The 14,756-nt window shown below is 48.8% G+C and carries 14 protein-coding genes and 1 tRNA gene; 3 read left to right on the top strand and 12 right to left on the bottom strand.

Annotated elements, in window-relative coordinates; genetic code table 11:
- Positions 1 to 88: 88 nt before the first annotated feature.
- Genes BUC26_RS14685 through rnc form a run of 3 tightly spaced genes read right to left on the bottom strand, consistent with a single transcriptional unit; the run spans position 89 to position 3,804 of the window.
- Complete coding sequence (locus BUC26_RS14685) at positions 89 to 2,065, bottom strand: ABC-F family ATP-binding cassette domain-containing protein (protein ID WP_073377321.1); 1,977 nt, start codon at positions 2,063 to 2,065, stop codon at positions 89 to 91.
- Positions 2,052 to 3,065 carry an elongator complex protein 3 gene (locus tag BUC26_RS14680; RefSeq protein WP_073377319.1) on the bottom strand — a complete coding sequence of 338 codons (1,014 nt, stop codon included), beginning with the start codon at positions 3,063 to 3,065 and terminating at the stop codon, positions 2,052 to 2,054. The genes BUC26_RS14685 and BUC26_RS14680 overlap by 14 nt, the downstream gene beginning before the upstream one ends.
- A 4-nt stretch (positions 3,066 to 3,069) precedes the next feature.
- A complete protein-coding gene (gene rnc / locus BUC26_RS14675) occupies positions 3,070 to 3,804 on the bottom strand; it encodes a ribonuclease III (protein ID WP_073377317.1) in 735 nt (244 codons plus the stop codon).
- An 88-nt stretch (positions 3,805 to 3,892) separates the two neighbouring features.
- On the opposite strand from rnc, the gene BUC26_RS14670 reads away from it, so the two are divergent.
- Positions 3,893 to 3,968 (top strand) — tRNA-Cys (locus BUC26_RS14670).
- A 21-nt stretch (positions 3,969 to 3,989) separates the two neighbouring features.
- Here BUC26_RS14670 and BUC26_RS14665 read toward each other — a convergent pair.
- The 3 genes from BUC26_RS14665 to BUC26_RS14655 form a co-directional block, all read right to left on the bottom strand.
- Positions 3,990 to 5,108, bottom strand: a complete 1,119-nt coding sequence (locus BUC26_RS14665) for a tyrosine-type recombinase/integrase (RefSeq protein ID WP_073377315.1) — start codon at positions 5,106 to 5,108, stop codon at positions 3,990 to 3,992.
- 123 nt (positions 5,109 to 5,231) lie between these two features.
- Positions 5,232 to 5,900, bottom strand: a complete 669-nt coding sequence (locus tag BUC26_RS14660; protein ID WP_073377313.1) for a recombinase family protein — start codon at positions 5,898 to 5,900, stop codon at positions 5,232 to 5,234.
- Between the two features lie 135 nt (positions 5,901 to 6,035).
- Complete coding sequence (locus BUC26_RS14655) at positions 6,036 to 6,635, bottom strand: hypothetical protein (protein ID WP_143166025.1); 600 nt, start codon at positions 6,633 to 6,635, stop codon at positions 6,036 to 6,038.
- A gap of 459 nt (positions 6,636 to 7,094) precedes the next feature.
- Here BUC26_RS14655 and BUC26_RS14650 point away from each other — a divergent pair, with 459 nt between their 5' ends.
- A complete protein-coding gene (locus BUC26_RS14650) occupies positions 7,095 to 7,808 on the top strand; it encodes a hypothetical protein (protein ID WP_073377309.1) in 714 nt (237 codons plus the stop codon).
- A gap of 302 nt (positions 7,809 to 8,110) precedes the next feature.
- Here BUC26_RS14650 and BUC26_RS14645 read toward each other — a convergent pair whose 3' ends face one another.
- Positions 8,111 to 8,644 carry a hypothetical protein gene (locus BUC26_RS14645; protein ID WP_143166024.1) on the bottom strand — a complete coding sequence of 178 codons (534 nt, stop codon included), beginning with the start codon at positions 8,642 to 8,644 and terminating at the stop codon, positions 8,111 to 8,113.
- A 358-nt stretch (positions 8,645 to 9,002) separates the two neighbouring features.
- Between BUC26_RS14645 and BUC26_RS14640 the strand changes: the two genes are divergently transcribed.
- Positions 9,003 to 9,230 carry a hypothetical protein gene (locus BUC26_RS14640; RefSeq protein WP_073377305.1) on the top strand — a complete coding sequence of 76 codons (228 nt, stop codon included), beginning with the start codon at positions 9,003 to 9,005 and terminating at the stop codon, positions 9,228 to 9,230.
- Here BUC26_RS14640 and BUC26_RS14635 read toward each other — a convergent pair.
- From BUC26_RS14635 to BUC26_RS14615, 5 genes are all read right to left on the bottom strand, one after another.
- On the bottom strand, positions 9,187 to 9,669 hold the full coding sequence (locus BUC26_RS14635) for a putative molybdenum carrier protein (protein ID WP_073377303.1): 483 nt from the start codon (positions 9,667 to 9,669) through the stop codon (positions 9,187 to 9,189). The genes BUC26_RS14640 and BUC26_RS14635 overlap by 44 nt on opposite strands.
- Positions 9,663 to 9,806 carry a hypothetical protein gene (locus tag BUC26_RS23425; RefSeq protein ID WP_153307084.1) on the bottom strand — a complete coding sequence of 48 codons (144 nt, stop codon included), beginning with the start codon at positions 9,804 to 9,806 and terminating at the stop codon, positions 9,663 to 9,665. Before BUC26_RS23425 ends, BUC26_RS14635 begins: the two co-directional genes overlap by 7 nt.
- 183 nt (positions 9,807 to 9,989) lie before the next feature.
- Positions 9,990 to 10,550, bottom strand: a complete 561-nt coding sequence (locus tag BUC26_RS14625; protein ID WP_073377299.1) for a hypothetical protein — start codon at positions 10,548 to 10,550, stop codon at positions 9,990 to 9,992.
- A gap of 54 nt (positions 10,551 to 10,604) precedes the next feature.
- Positions 10,605 to 11,102, bottom strand: coding sequence for a hypothetical protein (locus BUC26_RS24430; RefSeq protein WP_279626304.1), 498 nt, complete (start codon positions 11,100 to 11,102; stop codon positions 10,605 to 10,607).
- Positions 11,103 to 11,129: 27 nt separating this feature from the next.
- Positions 11,130 to 14,495 carry an SNF2-related protein gene (locus tag BUC26_RS14615; protein ID WP_143166023.1) on the bottom strand — a complete coding sequence of 1,122 codons (3,366 nt, stop codon included), beginning with the start codon at positions 14,493 to 14,495 and terminating at the stop codon, positions 11,130 to 11,132.
- Positions 14,496 to 14,756 lie beyond the last annotated feature (261 nt).

The following is a 14,756-nucleotide window of genomic DNA, read 5'->3' as shown; positions in this document are numbered from 1 at the left end:
GCCGGTCTGCCAACAGTAAACCGGGTCTGGTCCTCGGCCAACCAAACAGTTTTACGGTTCTCGACGGCGGCAACAGAACGAAAAACCATTACCGTTCCTCAGCAAGTTGCCGGTCAATTTCATCGATCCGGGCCTGGGCCTCTTCCCAGCGCAGCAACCAGCGGTCGAGACGACGCGCACTCTCCTCGTAGTCGGCACTGACCGTACTCCAATGCTGCTGGTCCTGGTAGAGATCCGGATCGGCCAGGGTCTTTTCCAGCTGCTCTTTCTCCCGCTCCAGCTTGTCGACCTGCCGCTCTGCCTCACTGAGCTTCTTCAGCCAGGGACCGGCCAGATCCTGCCGGCGACGGCGGCGTTCAGCTTCCCGGCGACGGCGCTCTTTCTTGCTGTCCCCGGACACGTCAGCCGTCGGCGCCGCCGTTTGTTCCGTTTTTTCCCGCTCCGCCTGCCGCTGTTCGAGCAGCTGCTGACGGTCGAGAAATTCGGCGACCGTTCCCTCGTAGACAGTCACTCTCCCATCCTTGACTTCGAGCACTTTGTTGACGAAACAATCGAGAAAATAGCGGTTGTGCGAGACGACGACGATGGTCCCGTCATACTGTCGCATCGCTTCCTGCAACACCTCCTGGGAACTCATGTCCAGGTGATTGGTCGGCTCGTCGAGGAGCATGCAGTTGGCCGGGATGGCAATCATCCGGGCCAGGGCCAGGCGACTTTTTTCACCACCGGACAAGACCGAAACCTTCTTGTCGACATCCTCGCCACGAAAGAGGAAGGCCCCGAGCAGCGAGCGCAGCCGAGTGGTGGTCAGGTCTTCTGCGGCGTGGGACAAGGTCTCCAGCACCGTGTAATCCGGCGGCAACTCCTGGGCCTGGTGTTGACCGAAATAGGTGAGCTGCACTCCGGAACCGAGCCGGCACTGGCCACTATCGGCCGGTAATTGTCCGGCCAGGATACGGAGCAAGGTCGACTTGCCGGCACCGTTCACCCCGACTACGGCGACCTTGTCGCCGCGCTGCAGCAGCAGATTGACATCCGTGAAAACCGGCTTGCCATGATAACTTTTGCCGACATCCTCGATCATCAGCACATCCCGGCCCGAATGCGGCGCCGCCGGAAAAGAAAAACGGATCTGCTGTTCGTCTTCGGCCAGCTCGATCACCTCCATTTTATCGAGTTGTTTGAGCCGGCTCTGGGCCTGGCGAGCCTTGGTGGCCTTGGCCTTGAACCGTTCAACGAACCGCATGGTCTGACGAATCTGCGCCTGCTGGTTACTGTAAGCCGCCTTCTCGATCCGCCGCCGCTCTTCCTTCTCCCGGACGTAGTAAGAGTAGTTACCCTTGTAGACGGTCAACCTGCCCAGGCTCAACTCCCAGGTCTGCCGGGTGGTCCGGTCGAGGAAGGAGCGGTCATGGGAAATAATCACCATCGCCCCGTCATAAGACTGCAGAAATGACTCGAGCCAGGTCAACGAATCGAGATCGAGATGATTGGTCGGCTCGTCGAGCAACAGCAGGGACGGCGCCGCCAGCAGCATCCGAGCGAGCAGCAGGCGCATCACCCAGCCACCGGAAAACGAGACCACCGGCCGCTCCAGATCCTCGTCGCGAAAACCGAGACCATGCAACACTTTTTCGATCCGGGTTCGGATCGTATAAACATCATGCTCTTCAAGTCGATGCTGCACCTCGCCCTGCCGCTCCAGGATCTGCTCAAACTCCTCGCTGTCCGGTGCGGCACCGGCAAGCCGGTGGTTCAATTCCTTGAGCTCGCGTTGCAGGTCGAGTACGGCGGCAAACGAGGTCTCCGCCTCCTGGTAGACCGTACGGTTCGAGCTGATTACCCCCGGTTCCTGCGGCAGATATCCCACCGAAAAGTGGCGGGCGCAGGTAACGACACTGTCATCGGTGGCAGTTTCGCCGGCCATGATCTTCATCAAGGTGGTCTTGCCGGTGCCGTTCACCCCGACCAGACCGATACGATCACCGGGGTAAACCACGGCGGAAAGGTCTCTGAACAGGTGTTTGTTGCCGTAGCGAATATCGAGATGATTAACGGATAGCATAAGAAAAAGATCCGCGCGCCAGCGTCCCGTCGAGTCTGACCGAAAAAGCGGCCGATTCGAACAGGGCGCCGAGACGCTTGAGATTGTTTTTCCCGGAACCGACGAAGGCCGAATGGTCCCGGGGAGAAATGGTCAACTCCACGGTCCGGCCCGGCCCGGCGGAGCGCAGCAGCCGCCTGACCGTGAGGTACCAGTCGCGGCTTGCCACCAGCTCACCGAATGCAGGGTGATACGGGCCGGCGAGCACTCGGGACTGCAGCTCGGGCGACGGCTGCAGCCCCATCCGGATCACAGGAATCCCTGCTGCCGTCAACAGCTGCCTGGCCCGGCCGGTCAAAGCGACCGCCCTGGCCAGGCCGAGCGGGCGCCACTGTCCCCGCCGGTAAAGCTCCGCCATCCCGGTGCCGGCCAGCACCAGGTTCGGGTAAAGGCGCACAAACGACGGTTTCAGCTCTATCACCTGCCGTACACCGGCAAGAAACGAGGCGGTGGTCTCCCCGGGCAGCCCGACCATCATTTGCAGACCGACGTCGCAGCCCCGGCGGACCAGCACCCCGACCGCCCGTATCGTCGCGGCACCATCATGGCCGCGTTCCACCCGCTGCAGCACCGCGTCGTTCATCGATTGTGCGCCGAGTTCCACGGTACCGACACCGTAGGAGCGTAAAAAATCGACGATTCCATCATCGATGCAGTCCGGCCTCGTCGAGACACGAAGAGAATCGATCTGCCCCCGGCGCAGATACGGCTGCGCCGTTTCGAGCAACAGTCGTCGCTGGTCTTCTTCAAGGCAGGTGAACGAGCCGCCGAAAAAGGCGAGCTGCACGATCCGGCGCCGTTGTCGGTAGCCAAGCCAGCTGTCAATCGTCCGGCGGAGCCGGTCGACCTGATCCAAAGGTTCCGCGCCGTCTCGATCCTGACCGGCAATCGTCCACTGATCACAGAACAGGCAACGATGGGGACAACCCCGGTGCTGGATGAAAAACGGGATGACCAGCATCTGCTCAGCGCTGCTCCTTCTTCTCCCAGGGCAGCAGTGCAGCGGCGGCGGCGCGCTGTTCCGCCTCTTTTTTCGAGCCGGCCGTACCGCTACCGAGCACCTCATCGCGGAACAGCACCGAAACGGAGAACTGTTTGCGGTGCGACGGACCGTCCTCTCCGTCAAGCCGGTAGACCGGTGCCTCGTTATGGCGGTCCTGCAACACTTCCTGGAGACGACTTTTGGCGTCACTGAGCAGCAGATCCTGTTTTTTCTGCTCGATCGCCTCGACAAATAACCGCTGGACGATGTCAGCAACGGTCGTATAACCGCTGTCTTCGAAGATCGCTCCGATCACCGCCTCGAACGCGCAGGCAAGGATCGACGACTTATTCCGGCCGCAGGACGCGTCCTCCCCCTTGCCGAGGCAGAGAAAGCGCCCGAGATCAAGGAAGCGGGCCATCTCGGCGAGATGGCCTTCATTAACCAGCGAAGAGCGAAACCTGGTCAACTCGCCTTCGCGCATGTTCGGGTAGCGCCGGCAGAGCAGATGACCGATCACCAGATCGAGCACCGCATCGCCGATAAACTCCAATACCTGGTTGTCGTTACCGGCCTGCGCCTGCTCAAAAGCATAGGAGGGATGCACCACTGCTTTCTGCAGCAGACGCAGATCGGTAAAGCGGTAACCGAGGGTGGTTTCGAGCGCGGCGAGCAGATCCTTGTTCTGCTGAACCAGCGCATCAACGGGGATTCCCATGGTAGTGTCCTCTCGATTCTCCTGTATCTTTCCTCTTGTCAAAAGCATGATCTATGGTATAAAGGACCTTCTTCGCCTGCGGGATGACGGCGGCGTAGCCAAGTGGCCAAGGCAGTGGTCTGCAAAACCATTATTCAGCGGTTCAAATCCGCTCGCCGCCTCCAATAATACCAGGGAGTTATCGACTACAAGCCGGTAGCTCCTTTTGTTTTTGTTACCGTTTTGTTACCAGTATTAAAAATAGCACTCCCCAGCGTGGCCGCTGCTACCGGATTCTCCGTCTTCAAGAGATGCCCGTAGATATCCAGCGTAACCCTGATGCTGCTGTGGCCCATTTGCGCCTGGATATACTTTATATTCTGCCCCAGGTCAATCTGCATACTTGCATAGGTGTGGCGTAGGTCATGAAATCGAACCTGCTGGATCCCGGCCCGAATCAACGCTGGGCGAAAATATCGGTATATCATATTGGGCGCAGACATTGGCAGACCCTTGTCATTTGGAAAAACGAGTTCACCGGGAGGACACGCAACCCTCCATTTTTTAAGCTGGGTGATGAGTTGCGGGGCCAGGTCTATCTTCCGTTTTGAACTTTTCGTCTTCGGCAAGTAGAACCTGCCATTATTGTAAGTCCTTTTAACATCAACCTGCTTCTGCCTCCACAGGATGTCATCCCATTTCAATCCAAGCAGCTCACCCTCCCGCATCCCGGTTGTCACCGCCATCATGAACAATGTGCAGTATTTTTCCCCTTTAGTGTGTTGCAGCAACAGACGCACCTGCTCATAATTCAGTGTGGTAACCCGTTCATCCTCTTCATGATTGACTTCCGACCTGGGTTTTGCAGCATCCCTAACAGGATTGTACTTGATGTAACCGTGCTTCACGGCATAAGTCATCACCTGCCCCAGCGTCACGATAATCTTTCTCAAGGTAAGGTTGTGGATGCCCTTTTCAGCAGCATCGGAAATAAATTCCTCCACCACATCAAGTCGGATAGCATTTATCTTTCGATTTCCTAACACAGGGTTTAGGTGCTTGTTGATATGGCTGCGGTACTGCCGGAAAGTGTTGTCCCTGACGGTAGTTTTCTTAATGCCAAGCCACCTGTTGGCAACATCGGAAAATAGCGGCTCCTTCTTCACTGGGAAATAGGATCCGCTGTCGATCTCCTCCAGAATCCTCCTCAGTTCCCTTTCAGCATCCGCTTTCTTGGTTCCAGGCTTGAGTGCCCTAACCGTCCGTTTACCGTCAACGCAGAAATCAAGAACATACCGATTGCGCCGTTTGCTTACGGTTGCCATGCCTTACCCTCTTGAAGTGTTTACAGAAAGAGGAGACGGATTTGTTGTGCCACCTTACCACACGGCCTTTTGATTGTGCCAAAAAACGAGGTGACAGCGCCCTCAGAATCTTTTGCCCAAACCTTATCGTTTCAATATTCGCAGCACCGCGGTCGAACTCCAGTCCTTACCCCGGATCGTCTTGAAGCCACGGGAGTTCAGTTCCTGTGCTATCTGCCGCAGTGATTTGTCCGCGCCGATGTCCTCGATAACTTCACGGATGCTTTTTGCATAATCAACTGCTTTCCGCAACTTCGCTTCCCGTGCCGCACTAGTGTCACCGCTACCGGGGATTTGTTTGCCGTCAGCAAAGCATGGGTTGCCCAGTTTGACACCACGTTTCTTCGCTTGCTCCAGTGCCGCCTTCGTTCTCTGAGAGATCAGCTTGCGTTCGTGCTGCGCCATAGCAGAGAAAATATGCACCGTCAATTCGTTCATGTCCGGTTGCTCTGCGATGACGAAATTGACCCCTGCTTTGCTCAGGGAAGTGATGAAGTGCAGATCCCTGCTCAATCGATCCAGCTTCGCTACGACCAACCTGGCGTTCTTTAACCGGCAATCCCTGATGGCCTTCTTGAGTGCCGGTCGGTCATCCTTACCACCCGATTCAACCTCGGTGTATTCTGACACCATCTCCCAGTGGCCGCCGTTCAGGTAATCCATGACCGTTTGTCGTTGGGCATCTAACCCAAGACCACTGTTCCCTTGTCGGTCAGTTGAAACCCGGTAATAACAGACGAATCGGCCTTCCATGATGTCCCCCTCTCTTGGTGATACATTGTTTCATGCCCTCGTTAGACAAAATGTATCACAACGATCAGACACAAGCAAACCTTTTTATTGTTCGTCAAACCTTGGGTAAACCTTAGGTATGCGCCCTCCACTTTTTTACCGCGTCAAAAAACCTTGTACCAACCTTGCACCTTTGCCAACCTCAACGCCTGGGATACAATAAAATCTCTGGCAGAGACGATACCCTTGCCCCAACCTTGCCCTATCCACGTCGATGAGGCCGGGATCGTCGAGCATGATCCTGTCCAGGTTGCCAATGGCGATAAGGAGAACATACTTTGCGGTCCCGGCGGCGACTAGTTCCGGGGTGCCGTACTTGATGACCTTCGTTGCGAAGTCAACGGTCTTACCGGATATGCCTAGTGCTTTTCCTGCTTGGTCGCGGGACTGGCCCTTTGTCTGTTCAGGTAAATTTTCCTTAACTGCTCTTGCGGCGTCGTTATTCTGTGCTGCGACCTGCCGCTCTCGCGCCTGCCTGTCCCAAATATCCCGCGCCTTTGCCGCAACCAATGACAGTTCCTTGCCCGCTGAACCTTTGGGAAACCTTTGGAGAAAACCTATCCAAAACCTCACCCGTACCCTTTGTAAAACCTTGGGTGTTCTGCCCCTTTTTGTCGCGTAGGAAAACTCTTCAGCCCTAGTCTGAACCTCTACCCTTCTCCTCTTGCGTTTACTTGGCGCTCCAACCTTTCGCAAGCAGCCTTTCAACGGCAACCTGCCAGCATGTTTCTGGTAGGGAGTGGATTGCTGCGAGGTGAGCGGCTTTGTCGAGTAAAGCGTCGGATCGTTCCGACAGTTTTGAATACACCACAGCGGCCATTCTAAGAGATGAAATTGTGTCCTTGTGTTTACCCACCCTCGCCGCGTACTCACTCAGCCCGCAGCGCTGGACCTAGCTCTTCATAAAGCGAGTTGCTATGATGAACTCACCCTTGAGAACGAGTCCCGAGACCGGCACACAACCACTAATTTCTCAAAAACGCTCCCATTTGAAACTGTGCAAACTGCTAATGGGTTCTCATGTAAACCACTTGACATTGGTATTTTTCTGCGTGATAACTAGCACAAAAGTTAACCTTATCCATTTCAATTACCGACGTGATAGGCATTAGGTTCCAAGATTGAAACGATGCTAGCCTAGCAGGGAAGCCTACTATGACTGAATTTGATACCGATAAAGAAAATGAAGACTCAATGATTAAAACAATTCTTGACCCACATCTGTTCAATTTTCGTCAATATGACGCCGCCAAAGGTCTAGGTCTGAAAGGCTTAACTAGATATGAATGGACCGGCAAACTGGAGCAATTTAATAGAATTATTTGGGCTCAACAATTTAAGAAACCTGAACTTAAAGCAGAATTGGCAAAATTGGCATTTGAGTCTGCTTTATCAACTACTGCCATTGCAATGGATCTTGATGATGTACGATTCCATACGCTTGTTGTTAGCGAAGAGGATGCAAAATATCGTGAGAAATATTTTTGTGAAAAATTTTGGAACTTCATTGTATTCATTGCAACAGATAGTATCCCTGCCAATATTGACGAAAAAAAGGTCTTATTAAAAATAATTGATGATTGCGCTCGGTACTGTTTTAGAGATGATCTCTCCCGAGATGAAGTGGAGCTACAACATCCTAGTAGGGCTGCTGAGAATCTTGGGAAAAAGACAACGATTCAGGAGGTTGAAGATGAGTATGGGTTAGGTTTTGAATGGGAAAAATTGAAACCCTTCATCCGAAACAATGATGAACTTTGGGCCTATGATACGGATCAAGAAAGTTGGGATCATCTAGCAGGAGAGTCTGGTGTTGCGTTAGTGAGAGATGGCGAGATTATAGCGAGTATAATGATTGAAATAAGTTGATGGATCATTGAATAGGGATCAAGCCAGCTTTTGTCTTTTGTTCCAAATTATCAATAACAGAGTAATACAACGATTAAACCGGTGATCATCATGTTAACAATGCCGCTTTGAAGGACTGAAAATCCTATCAGCACCTTTATTTGACCTTATTCCCGTTAAGGCCCAAATAGGCTTCGGGTTGAATGAGTTGACCTTCTTTCTGCAAAGCTCGGTTTATCCTTCAGCATCAATGATAGTGTTATATAGGTTGCGCCATCTTAGTGACAATTGTCAGATGGGATCACGTTTTTTACAATGTATTGCTAGAATGGCGTGTCATCTTCTTCAATTTCTTCTTCTCTGTCGAAAATCGAAGTCTTCTCTTCTAATTGCTTTTCACAATATTTAATAGCGTCCCTTGTTAATACAAATTTATTACGTCTTCTGGCCTCTTTAGTATCGATAAAGTTATTTTCAGTCAATTTGACACCCAAAACTGTTGCGTTGTCTTTGTAAAATTCTTCTTTTTTATCATCCCAGAAAGAACTCTTCTTTAGCTTAATGTACGCATCACTTATCTCGATATCTCCGTTATTTTGATAAATAATCATCAACAATTCATCACACAACAAATCATAAAATTGTTCATGAGATTGTAGGCAATCATATAGCTCTGTTTCTTCTGCCCAATATTGGTTTAGCATCTCTTCAGCAGCTTCTGGATCCATTATTTCATCTTCATCTTGGATTTCATCATCTACAATTTGGTCGTCATCGGGACCGGACATAAAGAGTTCCCAATCTTCTTCATCCATATCATCAAATTCTTCATAATCATTTGTTTTTCGATTACTCATTTCAAACACCAAATTGCAATGGTTACTTGAAAATTATAGGCAACAATGTGCATAACAATAACTAATCTAGCGCAATATATATGAAGGTTGAGAGAACCTTAAAACGTTTCTTTCAGCTCAATCTCGATATTGAAAAATCAAATTGATTCCTCCAGAAGTCATGTGTTTTCTTGCGACAATATTTTGCTTTGCGTTCTGATTTTTGATGAATCTAAAATTTTCATAATACCCATTATTATTGTTCGTTGAAAACTTTATTATCAATAATTACAAATACTCACATTGACACCGGAGCTCGCTGTAAGATTTTTGTCAGAAGAACCATGTATTGTCTCTCTAATTACCCAACGGAGGGCGCATGCAGGCAGACTTCATTGAAATTTTGATTGAGCGAGCTCATCAGATCCTCGGTGACTCATCGGTCTACGAAGTGATCGACCTCGATAATGCCGCTGCAAGAGATAGAATCAGAGAAATCTACGGTAATGTTGAGGCGGCAACAATCAATGCTTATTTGAAAGTCGTTGATGAGATCAGGGTGGTTACGATTCCATCTCAGGAGGATATCGTTTTAAAAGCAGACTGATAACCTCATAAACGACGCCGTAGATCTTCCCTTCTTTCGAAGCGCTTCTTCCTGCTACATTCAGCGTCTCAATTGCATTGGCATCAATCCACTGACGCATTATCTCACAAGCTTCAGCGGTTGACAAGGCTGTCATGTCGAGATGGAGCCACGGCCTGTTATGCTTGATCGCCAGCTTCCTTGTCAGGTCGGAGCCGCCAGACAATCTGCCGTGTGTAAATATGACAGTCCCGTCTGAATCAACGACATTCTGCTCGGTACGTTTCGGGTAACCGGCAGTCGGCATCTCTTGAACAATGTATCGTTCTAGTAAAGGCCCAGCCTCTGTTTTCCTGCCTTTCGGAACCCAGCCACCATACGAGAACCCATTATCAATAGCTGCGTCTATAGCCGCTATATCGGCCCCCATCTGGCAGCCTGAAACAATCTTCTTCAGCATACCGGATTCCCGCTAGGCCGCCGGTTGGGCAACAACTCCTTGCGCGCATCTTCTATTTTCGCCATCAACTCCTCTCTCGTAAACACCCCTTTCTCTAATAGCAGGTCGATTAATGCCTGATTAATCAGGATTTCCATCTGGAGAACGTCGTGGGGGCTTACAAGGTCGGTGGTCTTTATTCTATCTGTCATCGTTTACCATGAATTGAAAAGGAGTAATCATCTCCGGTTTCTTCGGAAATGGCTAAATATCATGTTTTCCCGTTAAGTTGTATATCCATTCGTCTGGTTGAACCGGTATATTAATCTTATGTGTCTATGTCATATAACTTCGACCACAATATTTTGACCTAGTTCCTTCGCTATTTTGGAAAGCAATTGCTTCTTGCTTTCAGTGTTACTATGGGTACATATATAATAGTTACCTACTTGCGTTTGACCATACTTTTCATGCTTTGAATCGCTCACGAGATCGACTCCACTAACTTGATGTCTCAAAGCTCGAACCTTTTCTATGCCAAACACTTCAATAGTATCTGCCATGGCCTGAGCTGCGGTGGGGCGCTGAATTACACGACCACTTGGCAGAGTGATTCTAAGAATCGTTTTCGTTGATTTCGAATGAGGCTTGATAGTATAGCCAGGCTCGACTTTAACCCTTTGCCTTGTTGATGCATCGATACCAGAACTCCATTCATTCCGGAGAGCTTCGAGTTTTTCTCGGAATTTTCCGAGTGCCTTTCCAGCCTCGCTGAGCCTTTGAGCATCATCATATTTACTTTTTGTAAAGGCATTTACGCCTTCCTGGTTTAACTGCTCTTCTACGGAACCAATTTCCTCCATTATGATGGCAAATGCTGTTGATACCCCATCAGATTTCATTGGTGCACTACCTCCTATTGTTCTGCGGATAATATTCATGGAGAGGTGCACCGCTTAAACCGTGCCCCCCTCGACAACCTTGTTAGGGCTTGACTTCATTAAGTGCTGAAGCCCTAAAGACCGAGCATATTCAGAAGCCGTTTGTCCTTGATCGTTTGATGCGTGGATATCAGCACCTTGGGCAAGCAGAGCTAGTACAGCTTTTTCGTCGTGACGGTGCAGTGCCCCAAATAATTTATGTGTGGCATCGACTGATTTGCGTGCCTTAACCTCACGTTGGCGGTTTTCTTTGGAAGAATTACGTTTTTTCGTATGTTCAGCGGGGTCTTTCACGGTCCCAATTGCAAGCATTACAACTGCAAGAATTGCACGAGGATACTCAGCAGCAGGGAGGAGGCGATCAATGCAGGTTTTCGTCCTTGTGGCAAATGTCGGCCATGAGAGAGTATTGGGGTGTTTTTTGCACACATGGACTTTTCGTGCGCGTGAGGCTGTTGCGCCGGTGTTGCGTTCCCTTTTTATGGCGTTGAAAAAGTACGATGAAATCGACACACCTCACTCAGAAGATACTTGATGTCTTTATACCTGATATCGGTTTCTACCAAGTCTTTTCAAGACCATCTCGTAGGATATTTTGTGATTGCCCAAAAGACTGGCAATCTCATCGTGGGAATAAATCTGCACCTTGTACTGCTCAGCTAATCTTCTAGTATTTGTTAATAAATGTTTTGCGTTGGTGGCAAATATCAAGGAGTCTATTTGTTTATTGAGCTCTTCTGAATACTTGACACTGGCAGCATAAACTGCTTGAATGGCGTTGTATCCATCATACTTTGCACTCATGGTGTGCTTGCACTGAATTAGTATCCCTGAGGACTTTGTGGTGAGAACAACATCCGCACCGTAGTCTGAGCCACTTTGAGTGAGCCAGCAATTGGATGCGTCAAACTCCTTTAAAAAAAGTTCTGCACACAGAGCCTCAAACTGCTGCCAAGATATTCGACTCAAGTCATCCCCTGTAATTCTATCACGTGGCACAATGCCTGCTGTGTGGATACCACCTGGATTTGGCAGTACCTGCTCAGCAGTTACTACAGCGTCCTTCAACAGTGTTTTCTTTGACAACAGGCTGTGCAGGTTTACATCAAATGATTCATAATCTGGATGATGTAAGATTGGCACAAACACATTTACATCTTTCTTTTGGCCAATACGGTATACCCGGTCTGTTGCCTGGGCCTCTTTTGCTGGGTTCCAATGCCTTTCCAAATGAATGACATTATTAGCGCCAACGATGGTCAGTCCTACTCCTGCAGCTATCGGCGACATGATGATTATGCCGAAACCGACACGTTCCTCAAAATCTCTGATGATTGTTTTTCTTGTTTCTATTGATGGATTTTTGGCTACTGCTTTAGTGTCACCGTTGATTATTGCCAACGGTCCTCCCAAGCCATAATACCTGGCTAAGGCAATACTTAAAAACTTCTGCAAACGCGTATTGACGGCGAAAATTATACATTTTTCTCTACGTTTCTGTATTTCTGTCAAAACTGACAGCAGACTCTGGATTTTCCCAGATTCATGCATTAAAGACTGAAGGGCTTTCTTCTCGTTGGTGATTCTCAACGTGCCACCATCAGCGAGTTGTGGATGTAAACTGACATCTCTCAACCGCTGCAGGGAACTTAGAACAAGGTTGATTTCTGAATCTGCCCTGGCCTTTAATGTCCCGTTATAGATATCGAGTTGATTTCCCTTCATTATTTTTGCAAGCGCCGGGAGATATTGCCACTCTTCACCATCAATTCCCACGAATATATTCTTTTGCGGCAATCCTTCCAGATTGTCTTCTTTTACACGCCGCAACATGAGCGGACCAACTTTTAAGCGTAGTGCCCGACCAATAGCAATACGGACATCTTCTATCTCATCGCCTGCGGCCTCAAGTATCGGCAGGACATAATTGTTCCGAAAATTTTGGTAACTGTTCAGGTATCCAGGGCAGGCGGTATCCATAAGGCACCAAAAATCGGACAAACTGTTTTCTACCGGAGTTCCTGTGGTCAGGAGCTTAAAGTCGGCTTTAAGACCTTTGGCGGCTCGGGTTTGAAGAGCATTGGGATTTTTAATATTTTGAGCCTCATCAAAGATCACCATTCCCCAGTCAATGGTACACAAGGAAAATTGATAATCTCTGAGGGTTTGATAGGTAGTAATGACCAATCTCTGCGGCATATCTAGCATATCCGGCAAATGCTTTTTACCTACTTTGAGCGAATACCTGATTTGGGCCGTTGTGTCGTCTTTAAGTAATTGCTGCTTGGTTTCAACACCACTTATTCTGAAACGACCAAGGTCAGCATCGGCCTGCAAGATGATGATGTCTTTGAAGGGAGACTCTGAAAATGTTTGATCAACTTCATCCTTCCATGTCTGAACCAAACTAAGAGGTGCCACCACTAGGCAGGGTTTCTTAGTTTTCTTCTTTTGACCTAGATTTTTATAAAGCTGGTCTACTGCAGCAAGCGCCATGAAAGTCTTACCAAGGCCCATGTCATCAGCCAGTAACCCTCCTCCCTGCTGCTTCTCAGCGAGCGCCAAGCCAAGGATCCAGCGGATACCTGTATCCTGGTGAGGGAAGGGAGTTCTCAAGTAGTTTGACCAGTCCAGTTTTTCTGCAGGATAGAGTAGATCAGAAATCTTTGCATCGAGCTCTTGCAGTTCAATAGCAACCGAATCGTCGTGAAGGTCTATATCGACAACGGCCGTTTCTTTTGAAGAGTTTTGTTCTTCCTTTTCGATCTCTTCTTTTCCGGAATCGCTTGTTGGAGCAGCCCCTTCAAGGATTTTTCTTTCCATTTTTATTACTGTTTCGGTAACTGTATCCTTGTCGCTGATATCAAAATATTTACCTTCAAAAAAGAGCTCCCCAGCGCCTGTCATTGTCGCATCTTTCAGCCGGGCTTTGAACTGCAACAATTTGTCAGCATCATGTATATATTCGGAAAGCTTCAATATGGGAAGAACTGATGCTGTGCTTGTATTCGTCGCAAACCAGTCAATACCTGATTCATCTGTTTCACCAAAGTAAGCATGTTTAAATTTAGTTACTCCGTGCACCCGAATGGAAAAACCAATTTCTAAATCAACAAGCGATGCATCTATGAAAGCTGTAGGATTTTTAAAAAAATGAGCAACTTTATCTTGGGGAACAATTCTGTTTTTTAATATTTCGTGAACGGCTTCAAGTTTCTTGTCGTCGAATAATATTATTTCATCACCGACTCTTAATGCAGTTGCCTTCTTTGATTCCAGTTGACCAAGAACCCGCTGTATTCTTTCGTTACTGGCATTTTGGCCCATAAAGGGAGTCAGCACCAAGTTACCAGCAGCGTCTCTTTCTGCCTCTATTGAAATTGATCTAGGAGCTTTGATTTCCTTATTTTCAAAATGAGCTAAGTTGATATTCGCACCAGCCTGTTGCCCTTCCTGTAAGGCAAGGAGAAGACGAAGATTGTCGTATTCTGTTTTTTCCGAAGAACGGTGAGCTTCAATAGCACCAAATATATGCTGTTGTGCCGGAGTTAAAGCATATTGCTGAGTTGAACCTATCTGCAAGAGGGGACCTGAAACCCTATAGGATCTGGAGAGAGGTGAACCTTCATTTTTGATTTTGAGAATAACCGCGAAGTTTGATCTGCGTGTATCCCCCTGGATATCTGCTTCAATGCTCCCGCACCAATCAATTGGCAAGCCTAACATGTCTTTTGTTGTTCTATCCAATCTGACAGCGACATCTGTGCCTATGATAAATCCATTGGGAATGACTTCAGCTTTTCCCTGCTCAACTAACATCATCATTGCAACATGCTGCTGAGTAATCCAAAGATCGGCAGTTCCTTGTGTAATACCGGATGTTCCAGACACAAAATGAAGTAACACCTTGATTTGCTGTTTTAAAGTAGCGATTTTAGAGAGAATTATGTAGGCATCAAATTTTACTCTATATATTTGACATAGTGTGTTATGTATGGTAAAAAGCAGGCATCATGCATATCCACCGAGTCAAATCAAAGCGCGGCGACAAGGTCTATACCCAGATTTTGCTTCGCGAATCGTACCGGGAGCGCGGAGAGCACGGCTCCAAAGTCAAGAAACGGACCCTGCTCAACCTGACTAAATATCCCGAGTCGGTTATCTCGG

The organism is Desulfofustis glycolicus DSM 9705, assembly GCF_900130015.1.
GTDB lineage: Bacteria > Desulfobacterota > Desulfobulbia > Desulfobulbales > Desulfocapsaceae > Desulfofustis > Desulfofustis glycolicus.
This window is presented reverse-complemented; position numbering and strand designations above follow the sequence as displayed.

Bases quoted from the DNA above. Each gene is read 5' to 3' on its own strand.
- BUC26_RS14660 (WP_073377313.1), bottom strand. From the start codon at position 5,900: ATGGAAGGCCGATTCGTCTGTTATTACCGGGTTTCAACTGACCGACAA.
- BUC26_RS14625 (WP_073377299.1), bottom strand. From the start codon at position 10,550: ATGAAATCTGATGGGGTATCAACAGCATTTGCCATCATAATGGAGGAA.
- BUC26_RS14665 (WP_073377315.1), bottom strand. From the start codon at position 5,108: ATGGCAACCGTAAGCAAACGGCGCAATCGGTATGTTCTTGATTTCTGC.
- BUC26_RS14680 (WP_073377319.1), bottom strand. From the start codon at position 3,065: ATGCTGGTCATCCCGTTTTTCATCCAGCACCGGGGTTGTCCCCATCGT.
- BUC26_RS14635 (WP_073377303.1), bottom strand. From the start codon at position 9,669: ATGCTGAAGAAGATTGTTTCAGGCTGCCAGATGGGGGCCGATATAGCG.
- rnc (WP_073377317.1), bottom strand. From the start codon at position 3,804: ATGGGAATCCCCGTTGATGCGCTGGTTCAGCAGAACAAGGATCTGCTC.
- BUC26_RS14685 (WP_073377321.1), bottom strand. From the start codon at position 2,065: ATGCTATCCGTTAATCATCTCGATATTCGCTACGGCAACAAACACCTG.
- BUC26_RS23425 (WP_153307084.1), bottom strand. From the start codon at position 9,806: ATGGAAATCCTGATTAATCAGGCATTAATCGACCTGCTATTAGAGAAA.
- BUC26_RS14645 (WP_143166024.1), bottom strand. From the start codon at position 8,644: ATGAGTAATCGAAAAACAAATGATTATGAAGAATTTGATGATATGGAT.
- BUC26_RS14640 (WP_073377305.1), top strand. From the start codon at position 9,003: ATGCAGGCAGACTTCATTGAAATTTTGATTGAGCGAGCTCATCAGATC.
- BUC26_RS14650 (WP_073377309.1), top strand. From the start codon at position 7,095: ATGACTGAATTTGATACCGATAAAGAAAATGAAGACTCAATGATTAAA.